This is a genomic window from Vibrio agarilyticus, from assembly GCF_012641465.1.
Lineage (GTDB): Bacteria > Pseudomonadota > Gammaproteobacteria > Enterobacterales > Vibrionaceae > Vibrio > Vibrio agarilyticus.
The window spans coordinates 180,303-198,696 of the sequence record NZ_JABAIK010000009.1; the positions used below are offsets into that span (position 1 = coordinate 180,303).

The following is an 18,394-nucleotide window of genomic DNA, read 5'->3' on the forward strand; positions in this document are numbered from 1 at the left end:
TTAGCTACAAATCTGAAGGTTTGGTAAACACGTCTACCAAATCATCCATCATCAGGTCAAATTGGGGGTTGTAAGTCAGTCTTGCGTGTACATGAACCCCATCGTGACCATCCCAAGCACTGTACCACACGGGGTTTCCTGCCTCGCAATAACGCTGATCTTGCGCCGCAGTTTCTCCGCTGTGGTTACGGCAGATGCGTTGGGAGCCTGCTTCACCATAATAAGGGTTTGATGGGGCAAACAGCACACCCATATGGGACATGTTGGTAATACGCCGCTCGGGCATTGCACTATTAATAAAACGAGTGCGTCCCTTCACTGTTGATGGGCGAGAGCCGTACCAGATAAGCCGATTCTTAGGATGGGTAAACCGTTCGTTAAACGCGTTGCGAATAAAGCGAGAGTCCAACACACTGTCGTGCTGGCTTAACACCATAAACACGGGGGGAGAAAATGGTGCATGCTCTATCTGGTTGAGTGATTTTTCACTGGTCTCCTGATACTCCGCAAAACCATTGGTGGGCGTCATCGCGTAACGAGCATAGTTTGTTGCCTTTTCGGGCGTTGCGTCTTGCAGCCACGTTCTAAATGGTTTTATCAAACTCACGAGCGAAGCCAATGGTTCGTTTGATTTAAACGCCGGGGAAAACAGCATCAAACCTTGAATGTCGGGATCGTGCGCTGCGTGAAGATAGGCCAAGTTGGCGCCGGTGGAAAAACCACCTAGATAAACGTCTTCCACTTCGGTCTTCAGTAGTTCAACCTGCTTTGCGACCAAAGTTTGCCAAGCTTGATGGTCAACATCGAGTAAATCACCAGGACGCGTGCCATGACCTTGTAATAAAACGGTGCGAACAAGAAACCCCTCTTGCGCTAAGCGGTTAGAGATATCGACAAACGAAAATGGTGAGTCACCTAAACCGTGAATTAGGAGAACCCCCTTTTTTGCAACCGCATTTGGCATGACTTGGTACGGGACATTGGCCGCAAGCTCTTGGTCATAATTTGCGGTTAAAAAATAACGGTGCCGTTTCACCATCTGATAGGCTTGATGACGATATTGAGCAAAGCTCTCATACTCGGTGGGGTATTGAGGCTCAGACGACTGCAATAGCGGATGCTCCGGCGAGTGTGCGCAGGCACTCAGCAAAAGAGTCAGGATCAACCCAAACATAAGATGGTAATTCATCGACGTCGCGCCTTTGATAGCAAAGTTTGATATTACGATGGTCATTTTTGATAGGCAAAATTGCAAGAGCAATGGTGCTGCAAATATCGATCAACCGTCGCAATTTGGTCATTGGTGTAGCCTAATCCCAATTTCGTTCGGCGCTCAAGCACATCACTAGCGTGATAAACAAATTCATTGTGTATTAAATGATCCAGCTCGCGCTGGTAAAGATCAGGCGCAATCTCCTCCCCCAGATCGGCAACACATCGAGCTCCGGCAAGAATGAGCGCCGCCTCACTGCCATACAAAGTCGCGTAGCGTTCAAGCAGTGCGGTCGGTAACCACGGAAACTGATTCTTCAGCTGGCTCTTCCATGAACTTAAAGAGACAATATCGCCACCGGGTAAAAATGCCTTATCGGTCCATGTGCCCCCCATAGTGGGAAAGAAAGGGGCCAACTTGGCCAACGCCGCTTCAGCAAGCTTACGATAGGTGGTTAATTTCCCGCCAAAAATAGATAGAATCGGCGCACCTTGATGAGTTTGTAGCGACAGTGTGTAATCACGAGTCACACGTTGTGGTTGCTCTGCGTCATCCGAGCAAAGGGGGCGCACACCACTAAAACTGCTAATAATCGCCTCCGCGCGCACAGGTTTTGCAAAATGAGCATTAACCACTTCGAGCAGATAATCGCGCTCTTCATCACTCATTGAGCACTGACTGGGATCAGCGGTATGCTCCACATCGGTTGTTCCTACCATTGAATATTGATTCAAGTATGGAATAACAAACACAATCCGTTTGTCATGATGCTGCAAAATATACGCTTCATCCCCCTCATACAGTTTGGGAACAATAAAATGAGAGCCACGTACAAGACGAATCTGATGCGGAGACGTGCGCTGCGCTTTTTGTTCGATAAACTGCTCAGCCCAAGGGCCTGCGGCGTTAATTAAGACTTTTGCGTGCTCAACACGCGCTTTCTGAAGGCGCTTATCAAACAAACTCACCTGCCATAAGCCGTCTATCACTTTGACCTGCGTGACTTCACAGTAATTATGCACTTGCGCCTTTTTGCGTTGCGCCGCTTGAATATTGGCAATAACCAACCGAGCATCGTCCACCCAGCAATCTGAATACTCAAACCCTGTTTTAATTGCGTCAATAAACAAGCCCGAAGCAGCTAAATCAACACGCGTGCTTTTGCCAAGCGCCTTACGCTTGGCAAGGCGATCATAGAGGAAAAGCCCAGCGCTTATCATCAAACGAGAGCGCAAATAAGGGCGATGAGGTAAACGAAAGCGCATGGGTCGCGTAATGTGTCTGGCTTTATTCAGCAAGATTTCACGTTCTGCCAACGCTTCGGCGACCAAACGAAACTCATAGTGTTCAAGATAACGCAATCCACCATGAATCAGTTTGGAACTGCTGCTTGATGTGGCACTGGCAAAATCATTCGCCTCAAACAGCGCCGTATTTAAACCTCGACCTGCTGCATCGGCCGCAATACCTGCGCCGTTAATCCCACCACCAACGACAATCACATCGTACACAGCCATGACATTATCTGCTCTCTTGCTTTCACTCCTAAAAGCGTGGCTGCATCATGCTGATATATCAAGAAAAGAAATAAGGATTATACGAAGTCATCTCAGAAACGTGGTTCAGCGAAAATGACTGGGTTTATCATTAAGGCGAGGATTTGAAGATAGAGTGGTTCTCAATCTAAAATCGTCAAAAAAGATGATGAGCCAAGCCTCATCACATAGTTCGTATATGTTCACGAAGTGTTCAGAGGCTTGGGTCACTTAGCGGTAGGTTATTCGAGTATTAGCTGTCTGCTCATTACCAAGAAAAGGTTTGAATAACGCGGTCTTTCGCCATCGGATTTGCCGCGATTGCCCGTTGAATGTTGGTCAAAAACGTCTCTCGATGCGTTAAAAAATCGCCTTTTTGTGGCACGAGGTTATTGCCATGATCGCCCCAGTAGAAGGTGTCGAAATTCATGTTCTGCAATAAATATTGCTCTTCTTCTAACACTTGTAATTGCGTTGGCATAACAAACTCACCGCGCGCAACCTCTTGCTCAAGCACGGTTCCTGGCTGTATCGCCAGTGCCATTGGTGCAATTTGCTCCGGCTGAGTAAGGTTAAGTAGCTCTGTGGTCGCCTCAATATGCTCTATCGAGCGACCTCGCCCACCAAGACCAAAAATAAACGAGAGCAATGTTTCAATTCCGGCCTCTTTCGCTCGTGCCATGCCTTCAATCACATGTTCCGGTGTCATACGTTTTTTGATTCGCTCAAGTACGACACGATCGCCAGATTCAAGGCCGGAATAACACATATCAAGCCCGGCATCACGGATCTCTTTTAATTCAGAGACCGTTTTACGGCGGTAATCATTGAGTCCCGAATACATTGAGATTTTGCTCGCCTCAGGAAAAGTCTGACGCAATTTATCAAGCACCTTAACCAGATACTCAGTGCGAGCGGCCATCACATTACCATCAATCAAAAAAATCGATTCAACATAACTATAAAGCCGACGCGCTTCGTCGATATCGCGAAACACATCGTCAATATCGCGAATTTTGAACCGTTTATCATCAAACATACTGCAAAATGTGCACGTATTGATGCTGCAACCCAGCGTTGTTTGGATCAAGATACTGCGCGCTTCAGGCCATGGACGGTAAACTTTACCTTCATAATGCATATGACAACTCCCAAACTGGCCTACCGCGTGACAGATTCACTCGACTCGACCGACTAATGAAGTGGCGCAGCCTATCACAGGGAATTTATTTGATAATGCATGACAATGTTTAATCAGTTTCTCGATTTTTTTAATAATTGTACTTCACCCAATTGACTTCAGAATGCTCCGTTCTGCCTTCTATTCCTTGGCTCAAGAAAGTGCTAATATTCCCGCATCAATTTTGACACGGTATTAGGTGGCTTTGACCAAGGTTCATCAACAACCAAAGTTTTTCAACACTGATTATCTCCAGAGCCTCCACACTCTATCTCGCCACCGAATCACAACTAAAGGTATATTTTTCATATGGTTAACAATAGCATTCAATGGTTTCCAGGCCATATGCATAAAGCACGTAAAGAGATCGAAGAAGCGATCCCAGAGGTCGACGTGATCATCGAAGTGTTGGATGCGCGGATCCCATTTAGTAGCGAAAACCCGATGATTTCCACCCTACGTGGTGATAAACCTGTGGTTAAGGTATTAAATAAGCGCGATCTCGCTGATCCAGAGATGACTCAGTTGTGGATTGAACACCTCGAAAAAGAGCACAACGTTAAAGCGATGGCGATCACCACCTCCGAACTTAGCGAAGTTCATAAAATTATGGAGCTGTGCCGTAAACTTGCGCCGCACCGTGAAGAGATTGGTAAAAATATTCGCACTATGATTATGGGCATCCCTAACGTGGGCAAATCAACCATAATCAATGCACTTGCCGGCCGTACGGTTGCCATCACAGGTAATCAGCCTGCAGTGACGCGACGTCAACAGCGGATTAATCTACAAAACGGCATTGTGCTATCCGATACACCAGGGATTTTGTGGCCAAAAGTCGAAAACCCTCACAGTGGTTTTCGCTTAGCGGCAACCGGGGCGGTAAAAGACACGGCGATGGAATATGACGAAGTTGCGTTTTACACTGTGGAATATTTAGCGCAGGCCTACCCAGAACGCTTAATCTCGCGCTACCAACTGGATGAGTTACCCGAGTCTGACATCGAAATTATGGAAGAGATTGGACGTCGTCGTGGCGCACTTCGCGCTGGTGGAAGAGTCGATTTGCATAAAGTGTCGGAAATTCTATTGCACGAACTCCGCCAAGGGACTCTTGGTCAAATTACCCTAGAGCGCCCTGAAATGATCACCGAGGAATTACGCGAAGTGGAAGTTGAAACGGCGCGTCGCGAAGAAGAAAAAGCCGCACGTAAAGAAGAGCGTCGCAAACGCTATCTTCGTAATAAACGCTAACAACTAGGAGACTAGGGTCTGTTGACCTTAGCGTTAAGGGGCCACATTACGGCCCCTTTATACCCTTTCGAACACTATCTCTGCCAATTTGAGACGGCCGTATTATTGGCTGGCCTTTATCCTCAAAATGCGGAGTTCAACGAGAAACAGTTGGGTCTGTTTACCTTAGTTTCTCAAACCAAGATCCAAAGCATTATGGCTTGGCCAACCCATCACTCTTGCCGCAAGCGCGGTCTCTGCCACACGATAAACCGGGCTTATGCTACTGCTGTCCTCACTCGCGCCTAATCCGTGCACAAAATCAAGAGCCGCTTCACTCTCCTGTGGCACTTTGAAATAAAGCCCTGATGTTGGGAAATAGTTGGCTTGCCAACGCACCACCCGCTCAAGCAATCCATGCCCTATTCCTTGGCGCCGATAACGCTCGTCAACTTGCAAACTATCGATATAGCTGCCGCGTTCGAAATCATGATTGCCAAATACACACACGAAGCCGACGATTTCGTTATCATGTTCTGCCACGAGAACGTATTGGCCATAGGGAGGGTTAGTAAGGCGAGTTTGCCACAAAATCGCCCGTTCATTTTCGAGCTCTTGCGCATTCAATTGCGAACCCAATTGTTGACGATATATTTTCTGAATATTCGCACTATGCAAGCGTGCAATCTGCACATAATCGGCATAATTTGCTGTTCGAAATTCCATAATCCAGTCCTTGATACTTAGCAATGTCTTCCTGACACTTTTTTAATACTAACAACTGCAGTTGAAAAAGCAAAATTCACCGAACGATCTTTTTGAATAATAAATCACAATAATGGCCATTTTAGTCAGAAATTTGGTTACAAAAATCCATTTGACTTACACGTGTACGCTGATATTCTGGCGTACAATTGTTCGCTTAAAATGGAAAAGCAAAATTGAACGCTGAAAAACCCCCTCTTATTTGGCTAAACTTAGTCCTATTTTCTACCAGTTTCTTAATCTCAATTTTAGTAGCACCACTTTATGCCTACTGGTACGGGGTCACGTGGGCCCACCTCATTTGGCTGATCGTCGCCTTTGCACTCACCAATTTATCAATCACTGCTGGCTATCATCGGCTCTGGGCTCATAAAGCCTACCGCACACACGCCGTTGTTCGCGTCTGTTATGCGATTGGGGGGGCCTTTGCGATGCAAAATAGCATCTTACACTGGTGTTCTGATCATCGAATGCACCATAAGCACGTGGATGACCACGATAAAGACCCCTACTCGGCTCAACGTGGTTTATGGTTTTCTCACCTTGGCTGGATGCTACGCCAATACAACCAAAACACTTATGCCGACTACAGTAATTGCCGCGATTTACAAAACGACCCTATTGTGCGCTGGCAACACCGTTTTTATGTTCCTTTGGCAATCGGCACCAATATCGGCTTTCCACTGCTATTAGGTTGGTACTATCAAGATATTTGGGGAATGTTAATATTTGTTGGGGTCGTTAGGCTGTTTTTAAGTCACCATTCAACGTTTCTGATCAATTCTTTTGCTCATTATTGGGGTAAGCAGCCGTTCAATCACAATAATAGTGCTCGTGATAATCCGCTGCTGGCATTGATTACGTTTGGTGAGGGGTACCATAACTTTCACCACTTGTTTGCTAGTGACTACCGCAATGGCGTTCAATGGTGGCATTTTGATCCAACAAAGTGGCTCATTTATCTTTTAAGTAGAATCGGTTTAGCGGATGGACTGCGACGTACGCCGAGCTTTGTTATTGAACGCGCCAAATTACGAGCGATGTTTGATAATGCAAAAGAAAAAATGACGTCATTACCCAATTACCGCCAGCGCTCACTACAAATGCAGCAAGATTTTGACCAACTGGTTGAGAACCTGAAACGTTATTATGCGTTAAAACGCGAGATTCTTGATAGTAACGCTCACTCCATAAGCACACGCTACGAATTGGCTCTGAAAAAAGTGCATTATCGACAACTGGGCTTAGAGTTGGAGAAGCAACGTGCCAATTGGCATCGTTTAGTCGCAAAATACGCGTAAACTAACCTTGGCTATACCCAAACCACTTGAAGATGCAGCTAGGCGGCAAATGAGCAAAGCCTCTGAGCATAGGTAGACTATGTGATGAGGTTTGCGAGAGTCAGCCAACACCGCTGCAACTTCAAGTACGACGGGTGATTCAACTGCTCAATGACTCAACTAACGTTGTTTGGGTTAATACCTGACCGATGCGGACTTGCTAGAATATACGTGCCCGTATCGGTCAGTCAAAAAATGCCAACAGCGATTAATTCGATTGGTCCATTCCCAAGGCTTTCCATGTGAGTTTATCTTTATAGCTAAACCACAGATAAGTAATCGCAATTGAAAAGAATAAATAAGAAAGTGAATAAATAAACGGCGAGCTGATCAAATCACGCGACAGTGCCCAAATGGTTCCAAACACGGTCACCCCTAACTTTGCCAACATGCCACAAAGTAATAGAAATAGCGCCAGTTGGGGAAAACGCGAGCTACGAAACGCAAACCAATAACATGCACTGACCGCCAGTGCTGCGATGTACAGTCCGATCAAAAATGAATATAGGTGATCTGCCGATGCGTAACCTGCAGATATCGATGCACATAATACGACAAATAATTTCATAACGACCTCACAGACAACTCAATTGCGTAATTCGGTTATGCTGATGAGCGTCAAACTCGCTCATTTCATTTGTGGAAAATCAGTTTTCATTACATTCTCGGGTTAATACTTTTAAATATCAAGAGATTAAATTTCGCAGGCGCTGATATAAAAAAAGCAAATGAATTGTTTGAAACATTTTATTAACACCATAATTTTGATTCAAACCCGCCATCCCTGATGCCATTATTTTTAAATTACCAATAAACAAAAATCGCAACACAAAATTAACATTCACACTCAATAGATTGTTTGCTTAAATTTCATACACTCGCTTCTGTGCGCACTTTTTATCAAGATGTAATTGGCGAAAATTAAGCGAGAATTGATAGACAATGCTCAGCACTTCTCAATAACACAGCCCAATATTTCCAAAACCTATACCCAAACAACTTGAAGATGCAGGTAGGCAACCAACGAGCAAAACCTCTGAGCATAGGTAGACTATGTGATGAGGTTTGTGAGTGCCCGTCAACGCCGCTGCAACTTCAAGTAGGGCGGGTATAAAACCAGCATATGCCTCTCATTCAGATCAATCTGTGGACCACATCAAACACCAGCGACATAGTTTATTAACATTTAAATTTGTGTGGGTTTCAATTTGTCTTAACATCAAAAAAAGAGATTCCAATCACATTTATATTGGTTATAATCCGCGCTCTTTGCGTGAACAGTTGAAAAACGCAAACAAATTTTTAAGTAACGCCACTTTAAACCCCGCTTATCTTCCGAACAGGAAGAGGCCCGAACTGAGAATAACAATGAGCAAGATTGATAAAGCCATGCGAATCCTCCTTGCTGGATTTTGCATCAACCTTTGTCTTGGCATCCTGTATGCTTGGAGTGTCTTTAATAAAGCCCTAGTCACTGACTTTGGCTGGAGTGCCGCCGACGCTTCTTCACCTTACGCAATCGCCACATTCACTTTTGCTGCTTGTCTTCTTGTTGCTGGTGTTTTGCAAGACCGCATGGGCCCTCGCAATATTTTGATCTTAGGCACGGTATTAACTGGCCTCGGTATGATTGCATCCGGTTTTGCTACGTCCGTCCTTGCGCTTAACATCACTTTTGGCGTCATTACAGGTGCGGGCATCGGTTTTGGTTACGCGTGTCTGTCGCCAGCGGCGATGAAATGGTTTCATTCATCTAAGAAAGGTATGGTAAATGGCTTGATTGCCGCAGGATTTGGTCTTGCCGCAATTTACCTTGCGCCACTCACTGCCGCCTTGATTGACAGCTTAGGTATTCAAACCAGCTTTATGGTTTTGGGTGTGGGTATCCTAGTGATTTCTGTCCCGCTTGCATGCACTATCAATAACCCACCAGCAGGTTATGTCCCACAAGAGCCAGTATTAAAAGCAGGCCAAAAAGCAAAAGCAGCGAGCAAAACGCTCGATCTCAGCTGGAAAGCGATGCTAAAAACGCCTCAATTTTATGCCCTGTGGGTGATGTATGCCCTTGCCGCTTCAGTAGGCCTGATGATCATTGGTAACATCACGAATATCGCCAGCGTGCAAGCGAACCTACCCAATGCGGTTTACCTCGCATCGATTCTAGCGGTGTTTAACTCAGGCGGCCGTGTTGCTGCGGGTATTTTGTCCGATAAAATTGGTGGCGTACGTACGTTGCTCCTTGCCTTTATCTTACAAGGCATCAACATGGTTCTCTTTGCGACTTTCGATTCTGAATTGACGCTAATTATCGGTACTGCAATTGCCGCGGTTGGCTACGGTACATTGCTCGCAGTATTCCCATCACTTATTGCTGAGTTCTACGGTCTGAAGAACTACGGCACTAACTATGGTGTGCTTTACACCTCATGGGGTATTGGTGGCTCGATTGGTGCGGCAGTCGTCGGCTTTTCAATGGCAAACGGCGGGGGTTATGGCTTGGCCTACACCATCTCAGCGGTGATGATGGCAGTCTGCATTATTTTGGCGTTTATTACCAAGCCAATGAGCGAAGCAAAAGCCGCCTCTCTAGCCAACGCATAATCCGGTAGGATATTCATCCCAAAAGGCTTAACCTTAGTGTTAAGCCTTTTTCTTATGAGATAGCGATGCCACAGACTAGCGAACTCAAACCAGACTATTACCTTGATAACTTTTTCATTTTAATTCATCACGCTAAGCTCTGGTATGACGATCTTTTAACTCTAGAAGAGCAACATTGGCTAGTCGCGTTTACTGCATTGTCGCCAGGTGCTCAAGCGTTGTTGGTTCGAATGTTGTCACGTAAAGGCACATTATTTCGCTCAGATAAACTGAAGTACGTCGAAATTGGCGAGATTCAGCCCCTTCTCGTTGAGCTTGTTGACGCGAATTTCATTGCACTAAATCCCATTCAAGACAATGAACAGATTGGAAAATTGCTCACTAAGGCAGAGTTGTTGACGCAATTTCCGCACTTGCATCGCAGCGATACCAAACCCAACTTACTCGCCCAAATCGCTGGCGAAAATTTTACTCAATATAGTGCATTACCCTTTACGATTATTGAGCTTTATTCTCCTGATATTATTACTCGGCTGCTCGCGCTGTTTTTTGCCAACACTCACCAAGATCTAAGCCAGTTTGTCCTCAGTGACATCGGAATTCATAGCTTTGAAACGTATCCTCTAAGCCGTTCATTGCGTTTTTTTCAACACCGAGATGAATTGGATATGCTGCTTGCGCTCGAAGCCTGGTACACCGAATACCAAAACAGTGCACCACTCTCACTTGACGCGCTTAACTCGCTCAGACACGCTTTGCCACCGAAGACCCACCATTATGAACTTAATCGTAAGCGTCAGCGCGCCATCAACACGTTAGCTCGTGATTACGAACGTCTTGGTCACTTTGATCTCGCGCTGTCCTTGTTTCAACAAACTGCATTGCCACCAAGTCGCGAACGCCAAGTTCGCATTTTACTGAAACAATCCAAACTGGCTCCGCAGCCTAATCTGAGTCATACCACTCTCTCTGATGACGTCGAGTCACCCTTAGCGCAAGCCAAATCGATTATCGAACAGATGCTAAAAAGCCCTTATGACATCGATGAATACGATGTGGCTAACCGAATGAAAAAGACGACATCCGGAGGCAAAAAAGCCACCCCGAACCTCAATTACTCTCAAAAAACAATCGCGCTGGATTTATCAAGCCAACGCGTTGAACTCATGGCAAAGCAGTGGCTTGAGGCTGACGGTTATGAGGTTTTTTATTGTGAGAACCATCTGCTTACCGGGCTATTGGGCCTTGCGATCTGGCCTGAAATCTACGCGCCAGTGGAAGGGGCTTTTGTGAACCGATATCAACGCGCGCCGCGAGATCTCTTTCGCCCAGAATTTGTTCATCGAAGAGAGCAAGCACTTCAGCGTCGATTACAATCGTTAAGCGGCAAAGGCATTGAGCAGATCATTGAGCGCTACCAGGAAAAACAGGGGATCAGTAACGCGTTGGTCAATTGGTCGCATTTATCACTCACTCTTATAGAGCGCGCGCTCGAACATATCCCACCTGATACGCTGATTGGGCTGTTTCAGCAAATGTTAAGCGATCTGCGGCATTATCGTACTGGCATGCCCGATCTTATCGCCTTTAAAGAGGGGCAATTTCGTTGGATTGAAGTCAAAGGCCCGGGCGACAAACTCCAGCACAATCAATTGCGCTGGATTGCCGTGACGCGCAAATTAAACATTAATATTGAAGTGCTTTACGTCACAGCCCTTGATGCCCAAACTATCTAAAATCTCGGAACAAACCCACCAGCTACGCTCAAGATAACTCGGGCAATGGTTTATGCTGACACTGTTCAATCGCCTCACGCAAAAGCTCGAGTGCAGATTTATCACACTCCGGCAGCATCGCATCGCTTTCAGCAACGGGGGTGACTCGAGTTCCCCACTTAATAATGCCAGCACCCCACGTTAAGCCAGCACCAAAGGCGGCGACTAAAATATGTGCGCCCGGTGTGACGCGCCCTTGCTCGAGCGCCTCGCAAAGCGCAATCGGCACCGTCGCAGCTGACGTATTACCGTAATGCTGAATATTCACAAACGCTTTGCTCTGGTCGATTCTCGCCAGATCGCACAGCGTATGAATAATTCGAATGTTCGCCTGATGAGGCACCACAAGATCCACATCATGCTGAGTCAACCCAGAAGCCTCTAACACTCGAGCTGCGGCGCCACTCATGCCTTTCACCGCTCGCTTAAAAATCTCTTGCCCCACAAAATCAAAGTCCCAGTGCCCATTATCAGCGGCAAAGCGCGCCATCGCAGTACCAAATTTTGGTACCGCTAAAATATCACGCCCTTTTGCATCACAACCAAGCGATGCTTGCTGCAGCCCAACCCTCTTTGTCGTTTGCGATAGAACAACCGCGCCGGCGCCATCACCAAACAGCACCGCGGTGTCGCGCATGGCCCAATCAATATAAAACGACAGGCGCTCTGCACCTATCACGAGCGCATGTTGGTAACCACCCGACTGTATTAACCGAGTGGCCGTTTCAAGGCTGTAGACAAAGCCCGTGCACGCGGCATTTAAGTCAAACGACGCTGCTGTGCGAATACCAAGGTTCAGTTGCACCTTAGAGGCGATATTGGGTATTTGAGTGTCAGCAGAACAGGTTGCGACAATGATTAGATCTATTTGATTCGGCTCAAGTCCTGCGCGCGCCAGCGCATGCCGCGCCGCAACCGTTGCCATATCTGACGTATTCACATGACTAATACGACGCTGCTCAATACCGGTTCGTGTTTTGATCCACTCATCCGAGGTATCGAGAAAGCGACTCAGGTCATCGTTGGTTAAAATCGCTGGTGGTAAACACTTTCCCCAACCCGTAATTTCCGCATAATAACGCGTCATGCTATTTTCCCCTCTTCGAACTCGGTGTCTCTTTACCTCAATGTTAACCTATTGTTATAGTCTCAGTTCGAGAGCCAACCGACGAATTACATAATATTCAAGTCACTTGGGTATAGACCAAATCATGAGGAAATTTATGTCGACTTTCACTACACGCTGCCCTCACTGCCAAAGCCGTAATCGTGTTCCAAGTGAACGCATCACCGAAGCGCCAGTTTGTGGCAAATGCAAACAGCCACTTTTAGATGGAGCGCCAATTGAGGGCACTACAGACAATTTATCGACATTACTTAAAAGTGATCAGCCGCTTGTGATTGATTTTTGGGCGCCCTGGTGCAACCCATGTGTTGGCTTCGCTCCTGTGTTTAAACAGGTGGCCCAAGAGCGCCAAGGCGCCGCTCGGTTTGTCAAAATTGACACCGAAGCACAGCAAGCACTTGGCGCGCAATATGGGATCCGTAGCATTCCAACCATTATGGTATTTAAAGGCGGAAATAGGGTCGATATGATAAACGGTGCACTGCCTAAAACTCAATTTGATGCGTGGCTCAATAACGCACTGACAAAATGATTTTTAGCCAAACCCTACGGGTAACCCAGTGGTGCGAGCATCACTTTTTTATGAAATTTTTCACGTGCGATACATCACAGAATTTGACACCTTGATATTTTCGACTATCGCGAAATCTCTTGCGAATGTAGCGCCGAACCATGGCGCTACACATCGAATAAAATTCAACCTAATTGGCTGTTTTGACAGTTATTTAGCCATTTTTCTGCCTGCCACAAATTCCGCGTTTTTTTAACATAATTTCGATTAATATTTTTATCCATTACGGACAATAAATCTTGATTTACTTGTTCGAAAATTCGCCGCATAGTCGCGCAAAATTCACCGACTATAAAGGCATACGCAAATGGATATCTCAGTCAATCAATCGACCGCTCCTCGCATCTCGGTACCTGTTATTGCACTGACGCTTTATGCCGTCGCCTCAGGCTATTTGATGAGTCTGATCCCGCTGATGCTCGGTGAATATGGTATTGAAAGTTCCATGGCGAGCTGGCTTGCGAGCCTATTTTATGCCGGCCTGCTATTTGGTGCGATGTTCATTGAGCGAGTGGTACAAAAGCTCGGTCACCGCAATGCCTTTGTCTATTGCCTTGCCGCATTTGTTGCCACCATCGCCGTTATGCCAATGCTACCTAACGCGTGGGTATGGCTTGCCGCTCGCTTTATCGCGGGTATTGCGGTCGCCGGCGTATTTGTCATCGTCGAATCATGGTTAATGGCGGGGGACGAAAACGGCCGTGCCAAACGCCTCGGATTTTATATGGTGTCGCTGTATGGTGGCTCGGCGCTAGGACAGTTGGCGATTGGTGTGCTTGGCATAAGCGGTAGTCTGCCCTTTATTGCCATTACTAGCCTAATTATTATGGCTATGTTAGTGCTCATGTTCGGGCGCTCTGAGCAGCCAAATAGCCATGAGTCTACGAGTTTATCGCTAAAGCAAATTGCCAAACTAAGTCATGCCGCCATTATCGGCTGTGTTGTTTCTGGACTAACGCTAGGTGCGATCTACGGCATGATGCCAGTCGAGTTGGCTAACCGTCATATTGGCCATGACTCCATTGGCACTTTGATGGCGCTGGTGATTTTAGGTGGCATGGTCGTTCAACCTATGGTTACCGTTTTGAATAAATACGTTGGACGCTCACTGCTCATGGCGTTTTTCTGCTTGCTTGGTATTTTTTCGGTCGGTATTACTTTGCTATCAAGCGAGATTACCGTTTTAGCGGTAGCGCTGTTTTTACTCGGCATGGCGACCTTTGCGCTCTACCCTATCGCCATTAATTTAGGTTGTGAAAACCTTGATGAGCGCTTTATCGTTTCGGCAGCTCAAGTGATGCTATTTAGCTACAGCATTGGCTCTGTGGTTGGGCCGGTGATTGCCGACTTATTCATGCCGCAACGACATGGACTATTGGGCTACCTATTTGCGATTATGCTGGCAACATGCATTTATATGCTGTTAGCCGCAGCCAAAACAAAGCGTCGCATGATTGCGGGCCAATAACGGTGGAACCATTACAAAGGGGAGCGATTGCTCCCCTTTGTTTAATTTAACGCAGCTATCGGTTCAGTGATTGGCTCCCAAAGGGCGAGCTACCTTTATTCATCAGCTTTGTTGACGATTTTCGATCGAGAGCCACTCAATCTTCAAATCCTCGCCTCACTGACAAACCAAGTCATTCTCGCTGAACCATGCATCTTGAGGTTACTTGGGTATATACATCATTTTGCGATAATGACTGGGCGACATACCAAAATGTTTACGAAAGCGGTGGGTAAAGTTATACGGATCTCGATACCCTAAGCGATGCGCAATCATAGTAATGCTCCACTCCTTATAGCCAAGCAAATCAGCCGCTTTATCCATACGTAATTGAATGAGCTTTGCCCTTGGTGACAGTCCGTAGAGCTGTTTAGTCAAACGATTGAGCTGCTCTTCACTAATAAAACAGCGCTGCGCCATCTGTTCGACTGTCCACGGCAAATGCAATTGACTCTCTACTTCATTAAAAAGGGTTTGCACACGCGATAAACTGGTAGAACGCGTCGTTTCAATCCCGGTTAATAGACGCTGAATTTCACTCACCACAAAGCGACGAAAACTCGGCCTTCCGCCGATTTCAGCAAAAAGTAAACACATCAAAGACCAAATCATTTCGCACTGATTAAAGCGAAGCACTTGTTGCCCCACATCAGAAATCAGGTGCCATTTGGCACTCTCTTTTGGCAACAGCCAAATCATATGCCATTCACCAAGTGCTGGATTGAGTTCAAATCGAAAACTGGTTCTTGCGGGTAGAACGGTCAAGGAGTTAGGTTCAATCGCGATCACCTCTTTGGCCGTAGTGAGTACGCCACCGCCCGATAAGGTGAACAGCAAAGTATGTACGCCTACCTGATCGCGCTCAACATGATAGCCCGATTTCAGCTCCGCGATGCCTCCCATAAACATGTCAATATTGTGCCACTCTGGAATTTCTGTCTGAGTCAGCAAGCGCTCTTTGCACGCCTCCGCCAAATACACATCATTACTCCACTCACTCTTTGGCGTCAAAGCCGCTAAGAACGCCTGAGAGGTTAACGTATCCTGAGATGCCTTCGTCAATAATGCAGGAGCGACTTCATGAGAACCCTCACTCACCATGACAGATTTGCACAGGTTTATGTTATTTTCGCACATGTCACATCCTACCAAATCCACGTATAGTTAAGCCTGTTAGTTCCTCTTCTATTTTGGCGATTATTCTGTGACGGTCAATTCAAATAATTTATTACCAAACAATCTGTTAGCAACCATTGCTAAGTTGGGTTTTCCCATCGCGGTTCAGAGTGCATTGGTGGCTGTTTTATCCCTTGCTGACGTGCTGATGGTGAGTGACTTTGGCAAAGAAGCCACCGCCGCTGTGGGAATTGCGTCAAAATGGCATTTTGTTGCCATCATGATCATGGCAGGCCTTGCATCGGCTAACGGCACCCTTGTCGCACAATATTGGGGGCGTGGTGACACCCGTAGCGCCAAAACTGTATCCATGATTGCCGCCAATTTCGGTCTTAAGGTATTGCTACCCATTTCGCTTTTAATCACCTTTGGTGCAACTTACATCATGATGCTACAGACTCAGGATGCTAAGGTGATCGAATTGGGCGCAACCTATCTATGGTATGGTTTTCCTATTTTGCTGCTCACTCACTTAATTATTGTGGTTGAGGCCAGCATGCGCTCATCGGGTGACACTGTCACACCGTTAATTTTTAGCTCTGGCACTATCGTACTGAACATCGCACTCAATTATTGGCTTATAAAAGGCGGGCTTGGCGTGCCTGCGATGGGGGTTGCTGGCGCCGCGCTTGCCACCACCATTTCACGACTGATCCAAGTGGTGGGCACATTAATTTATTTAAAATGGCGCTCACACTGGCTGCTCACGACCGAGTCTTCACCTGAACGCCCTTCATTGCGTTTGTCGTACCGTCGCCTAGCATTGCCATTGACACTTGGGTCGGTGCTTTGGGCTTTTGGTACCATGGTGTATCAGATGATTTTCGGCCATATGGGTACCACTGAGCTTGCGGTTTACAGCATGCTTGGCCCTTTTGAGTCGCTTTGCTATTCGATCTTTTTTGGTATTTCGATTTCTTGCTCGGTACTCATTGGGCAAGCGCTCGGTCGTAGCCAATTTGCGCAAGCAGAGGCAATGGCAAGCTACTTCATTCGTGTGGTTTTTATTTGTGGTATCGCGTTAGGTGGGATCATGTGGCTAAATCAAGATTGGGTACTGTATGCGCTCAACCTCGACACGCCAGAGTTAGCGCCTTTAGCAGCGCCGGCAGTCACGATTTTATGTTGTGGCTTATGGCTAAGAATGCTGAACATGACCATCATTAATGGCATGATTCGCGCCGGCGGCGATAACGTATTCTGTTTACGAATGGACTTCATCGCGATGTGGCTCACCGGGTTGCCCGTTTGTGCGATTGCGGCGTTTGTCGTTGGTCTCGAGTTTCGTTTTGTCTATGGATTGATGTTTATTGAAGAAGCGTTGAAATTTACGCTCTGCTACCGTCGCTATAAACAAAAATATTGGATAACCAATTTAACCGTGGTCACCCAAGAAAATCCACAGACACCGCAGGCGGCATAAACTGATCTGAACCAGCAGTTTTGGACGCAGAGTTAAGTTAGTACAATCACTAACGAGGTGAATAATGACAACTAAGAAAACCAGAATTAAACACAGTTCGGAATTCAAAGCGGAAACTCTAAAACTCGCAAAAAATAAGTGGCGCCGCAGCCGAAAAACAGCTGTCTCTGCATGAGTCTCAAATCTATGCTTAGCGCAAAAACTCAAATCAAAGTACAAAAATCAGGCAACGAGAACAAGAGGTGGCAGCACAAGTTGCGCAGCTTAAAAGGTAGTTGGCGGAGCAAGCAGAAGAGCTAGACATTGTAAAAAAACGCGTTCCGATGATCCCTTGAATCTAAGACCACCTGCTGAGTTTCAGCATTAGCCGTATGACTAAGGTGCTCGACGTTTCGCGAAGTAGGTTTTATTACTCGTCACAAGATCCCTCAGCGTGAGGAGGCTTGCCAAAAATTCGATTTAAAGGTCAGGCGTTTGATGACAGCAAAGAACGAGATAGGTCCAGCCGAATTCAACATGAGCTGGCTGCGAACGATGATAAAACCATTACACCAGTATAAAGCGACAAGATTTAACGCCAAAAGCAGCGCATAAAATTAAGTATACGACAGATAGCAACCATAAAGTGCCAATTGCACCCAATCTGCTTACTCAAAATGTCAAGGCAGAAGCACCTAACCAGAAGTGGGCGGCAGATATGTAATGACCCAGAGAAGGGTTGGACATGATATTGTGTCACCCTAAAAGGAGTCATTAGTACTATGGAGAACCAGAAGTAAAACGTTGGACGGCAAAGCGTAAAGCCGAGCTCGTCAAAGACATCATCAAAGGCAAAACAACAGCTAAAGAAGCGGCAAGAACTTATGATTTGACGCCGACAGAAGTTGAACGGTGGGTTGATGATGCATTGGGTGGAATGGAGAACGCGCTTAAAGCAAATCCAAAGGAT

14 protein-coding genes and 2 pseudogenes are annotated in these 18,394 nt (G+C 46.4%); 9 read left to right on the forward strand and 7 right to left on the reverse strand.

All coding sequences use genetic code 11. The features are described 5' to 3' along the window. Positions 1-4: 4 nt before the first annotated feature. From HGP28_RS11125 to HGP28_RS11135, 3 genes are all read right to left on the reverse strand, one after another. Positions 5-1,189 (reverse strand): alpha/beta hydrolase, encoded by a 1,185-nt coding sequence (locus HGP28_RS11125; RefSeq protein WP_168836528.1) that lies wholly within the window; start codon positions 1,187-1,189, stop codon positions 5-7. 41 nt (positions 1,190-1,230) lie between these two features. Next, the gene (gene glpD, locus HGP28_RS11130; protein WP_168836529.1) at positions 1,231-2,730 is read right to left on the reverse strand and encodes a glycerol-3-phosphate dehydrogenase; all 1,500 of its coding nucleotides are present in this window, start codon (positions 2,728-2,730) and stop codon (positions 1,231-1,233) included. A gap of 286 nt (positions 2,731-3,016) precedes the next feature. Then, positions 3,017-3,889 (reverse strand): radical SAM protein, encoded by an 873-nt coding sequence (locus tag HGP28_RS11135; RefSeq protein ID WP_168836530.1) that lies wholly within the window; start codon positions 3,887-3,889, stop codon positions 3,017-3,019. A 348-nt stretch (positions 3,890-4,237) separates the two neighbouring features. Here HGP28_RS11135 and ylqF point away from each other — a divergent pair, with 348 nt between their 5' ends. Beyond that, positions 4,238-5,182 (forward strand): ribosome biogenesis GTPase YlqF, encoded by a 945-nt coding sequence (ylqF, locus tag HGP28_RS11140; protein ID WP_168836531.1) that lies wholly within the window; start codon positions 4,238-4,240, stop codon positions 5,180-5,182. A gap of 165 nt (positions 5,183-5,347) precedes the next feature. Here the strand turns inward: ylqF and HGP28_RS11145 are convergent, their stop codons facing one another. Continuing rightward, positions 5,348-5,887 (reverse strand): GNAT family N-acetyltransferase, encoded by a 540-nt coding sequence (locus HGP28_RS11145; RefSeq protein WP_168836532.1) that lies wholly within the window; start codon positions 5,885-5,887, stop codon positions 5,348-5,350. Positions 5,888-6,102: 215 nt separating this feature from the next. On the opposite strand from HGP28_RS11145, the gene HGP28_RS11150 reads away from it, so the two are divergent. Further along, the gene (locus HGP28_RS11150) at positions 6,103-7,227 is read left to right on the forward strand and encodes an acyl-CoA desaturase (protein ID WP_168836533.1); all 1,125 of its coding nucleotides are present in this window, start codon (positions 6,103-6,105) and stop codon (positions 7,225-7,227) included. 247 nt (positions 7,228-7,474) lie between these two features. On the opposite strand, the gene HGP28_RS11155 is transcribed toward HGP28_RS11150, so the two are convergent. Next, the gene (locus HGP28_RS11155; RefSeq protein ID WP_168836534.1) at positions 7,475-7,834 is read right to left on the reverse strand and encodes an NADH:ubiquinone oxidoreductase; all 360 of its coding nucleotides are present in this window, start codon (positions 7,832-7,834) and stop codon (positions 7,475-7,477) included. 800 nt (positions 7,835-8,634) lie between these two features. On the opposite strand from HGP28_RS11155, the gene HGP28_RS11160 reads away from it, so the two are divergent. Continuing rightward, positions 8,635-9,867: an L-lactate MFS transporter gene (locus HGP28_RS11160; protein WP_168836535.1), complete on the forward strand. Its 1,233-nt coding sequence runs from the start codon at positions 8,635-8,637 to the stop codon at positions 9,865-9,867. 65 nt (positions 9,868-9,932) lie between these two features. Continuing rightward, positions 9,933-11,603 (forward strand): VRR-NUC domain-containing protein, encoded by a 1,671-nt coding sequence (locus HGP28_RS11165; protein WP_168836536.1) that lies wholly within the window; start codon positions 9,933-9,935, stop codon positions 11,601-11,603. Between the two features lie 28 nt (positions 11,604-11,631). Here the strand turns inward: HGP28_RS11165 and HGP28_RS11170 are convergent, their stop codons facing one another. Next, positions 11,632-12,729 carry a ketoacyl-ACP synthase III gene (locus tag HGP28_RS11170; RefSeq protein WP_168836537.1) on the reverse strand — a complete coding sequence of 366 codons (1,098 nt, stop codon included), beginning with the start codon at positions 12,727-12,729 and terminating at the stop codon, positions 11,632-11,634. A gap of 136 nt (positions 12,730-12,865) precedes the next feature. On the opposite strand from HGP28_RS11170, the gene trxC reads away from it, so the two are divergent. Both trxC and HGP28_RS11180 read left to right on the forward strand, forming a co-directional pair. Then, positions 12,866-13,300 (forward strand): thioredoxin TrxC, encoded by a 435-nt coding sequence (trxC, locus tag HGP28_RS11175; protein ID WP_168836538.1) that lies wholly within the window; start codon positions 12,866-12,868, stop codon positions 13,298-13,300. Positions 13,301-13,646: 346 nt separating this feature from the next. Continuing rightward, on the forward strand, positions 13,647-14,807 hold the full coding sequence (locus HGP28_RS11180) for an MFS transporter (RefSeq protein ID WP_168836539.1): 1,161 nt from the start codon (positions 13,647-13,649) through the stop codon (positions 14,805-14,807). A 201-nt stretch (positions 14,808-15,008) separates the two neighbouring features. Here the strand turns inward: HGP28_RS11180 and HGP28_RS11185 are convergent, their stop codons facing one another. Beyond that, on the reverse strand, positions 15,009-15,983 hold the full coding sequence (locus HGP28_RS11185; RefSeq protein WP_246225686.1) for a helix-turn-helix transcriptional regulator: 975 nt from the start codon (positions 15,981-15,983) through the stop codon (positions 15,009-15,011). Positions 15,984-16,050: 67 nt separating this feature from the next. Between HGP28_RS11185 and HGP28_RS11190 the strand changes: the two genes are divergently transcribed. The 3 genes and pseudogenes from HGP28_RS11190 to HGP28_RS11195 all read left to right on the forward strand — a co-directional run. After that, positions 16,051-17,445, forward strand: coding sequence for an MATE family efflux transporter (locus tag HGP28_RS11190; RefSeq protein WP_168836540.1), 1,395 nt, complete (start codon positions 16,051-16,053; stop codon positions 17,443-17,445). Positions 17,446-17,509: 64 nt separating this feature from the next. Continuing rightward, a pseudogene (locus tag HGP28_RS19215) lies at positions 17,510-18,145 on the forward strand (transposase family protein); the annotation flags it as partial. A 78-nt stretch (positions 18,146-18,223) separates the two neighbouring features. Next, positions 18,224-18,394: pseudogene (locus HGP28_RS11195) on the forward strand (DUF1153 domain-containing protein); the annotation flags it as partial.

Excerpts from the sequence above, each read along its gene's own strand:
- HGP28_RS11125 (WP_168836528.1), bottom strand. The coding sequence starts at position 1,189 with ATGAATTACCATCTTATGTTTGGGTTGATCCTGACTCTTTTGCTGAGT.
- glpD (WP_168836529.1), bottom strand. The coding sequence starts at position 2,730 with ATGGCTGTGTACGATGTGATTGTCGTTGGTGGTGGGATTAACGGCGCA.
- HGP28_RS11135 (WP_168836530.1), bottom strand. The coding sequence starts at position 3,889 with ATGCATTATGAAGGTAAAGTTTACCGTCCATGGCCTGAAGCGCGCAGT.
- ylqF (WP_168836531.1), top strand. The coding sequence starts at position 4,238 with ATGGTTAACAATAGCATTCAATGGTTTCCAGGCCATATGCATAAAGCA.
- HGP28_RS11145 (WP_168836532.1), bottom strand. The coding sequence starts at position 5,887 with ATGGAATTTCGAACAGCAAATTATGCCGATTATGTGCAGATTGCACGC.
- HGP28_RS11155 (WP_168836534.1), bottom strand. The coding sequence starts at position 7,834 with ATGAAATTATTTGTCGTATTATGTGCATCGATATCTGCAGGTTACGCA.
- HGP28_RS11160 (WP_168836535.1), top strand. The coding sequence starts at position 8,635 with ATGAGCAAGATTGATAAAGCCATGCGAATCCTCCTTGCTGGATTTTGC.
- HGP28_RS11165 (WP_168836536.1), top strand. The coding sequence starts at position 9,933 with ATGCCACAGACTAGCGAACTCAAACCAGACTATTACCTTGATAACTTT.
- HGP28_RS11170 (WP_168836537.1), bottom strand. The coding sequence starts at position 12,729 with ATGACGCGTTATTATGCGGAAATTACGGGTTGGGGAAAGTGTTTACCA.
- trxC (WP_168836538.1), top strand. The coding sequence starts at position 12,866 with ATGTCGACTTTCACTACACGCTGCCCTCACTGCCAAAGCCGTAATCGT.
- HGP28_RS11180 (WP_168836539.1), top strand. The coding sequence starts at position 13,647 with ATGGATATCTCAGTCAATCAATCGACCGCTCCTCGCATCTCGGTACCT.
- HGP28_RS11185 (WP_246225686.1), bottom strand. The coding sequence starts at position 15,983 with ATGTGCGAAAATAACATAAACCTGTGCAAATCTGTCATGGTGAGTGAG.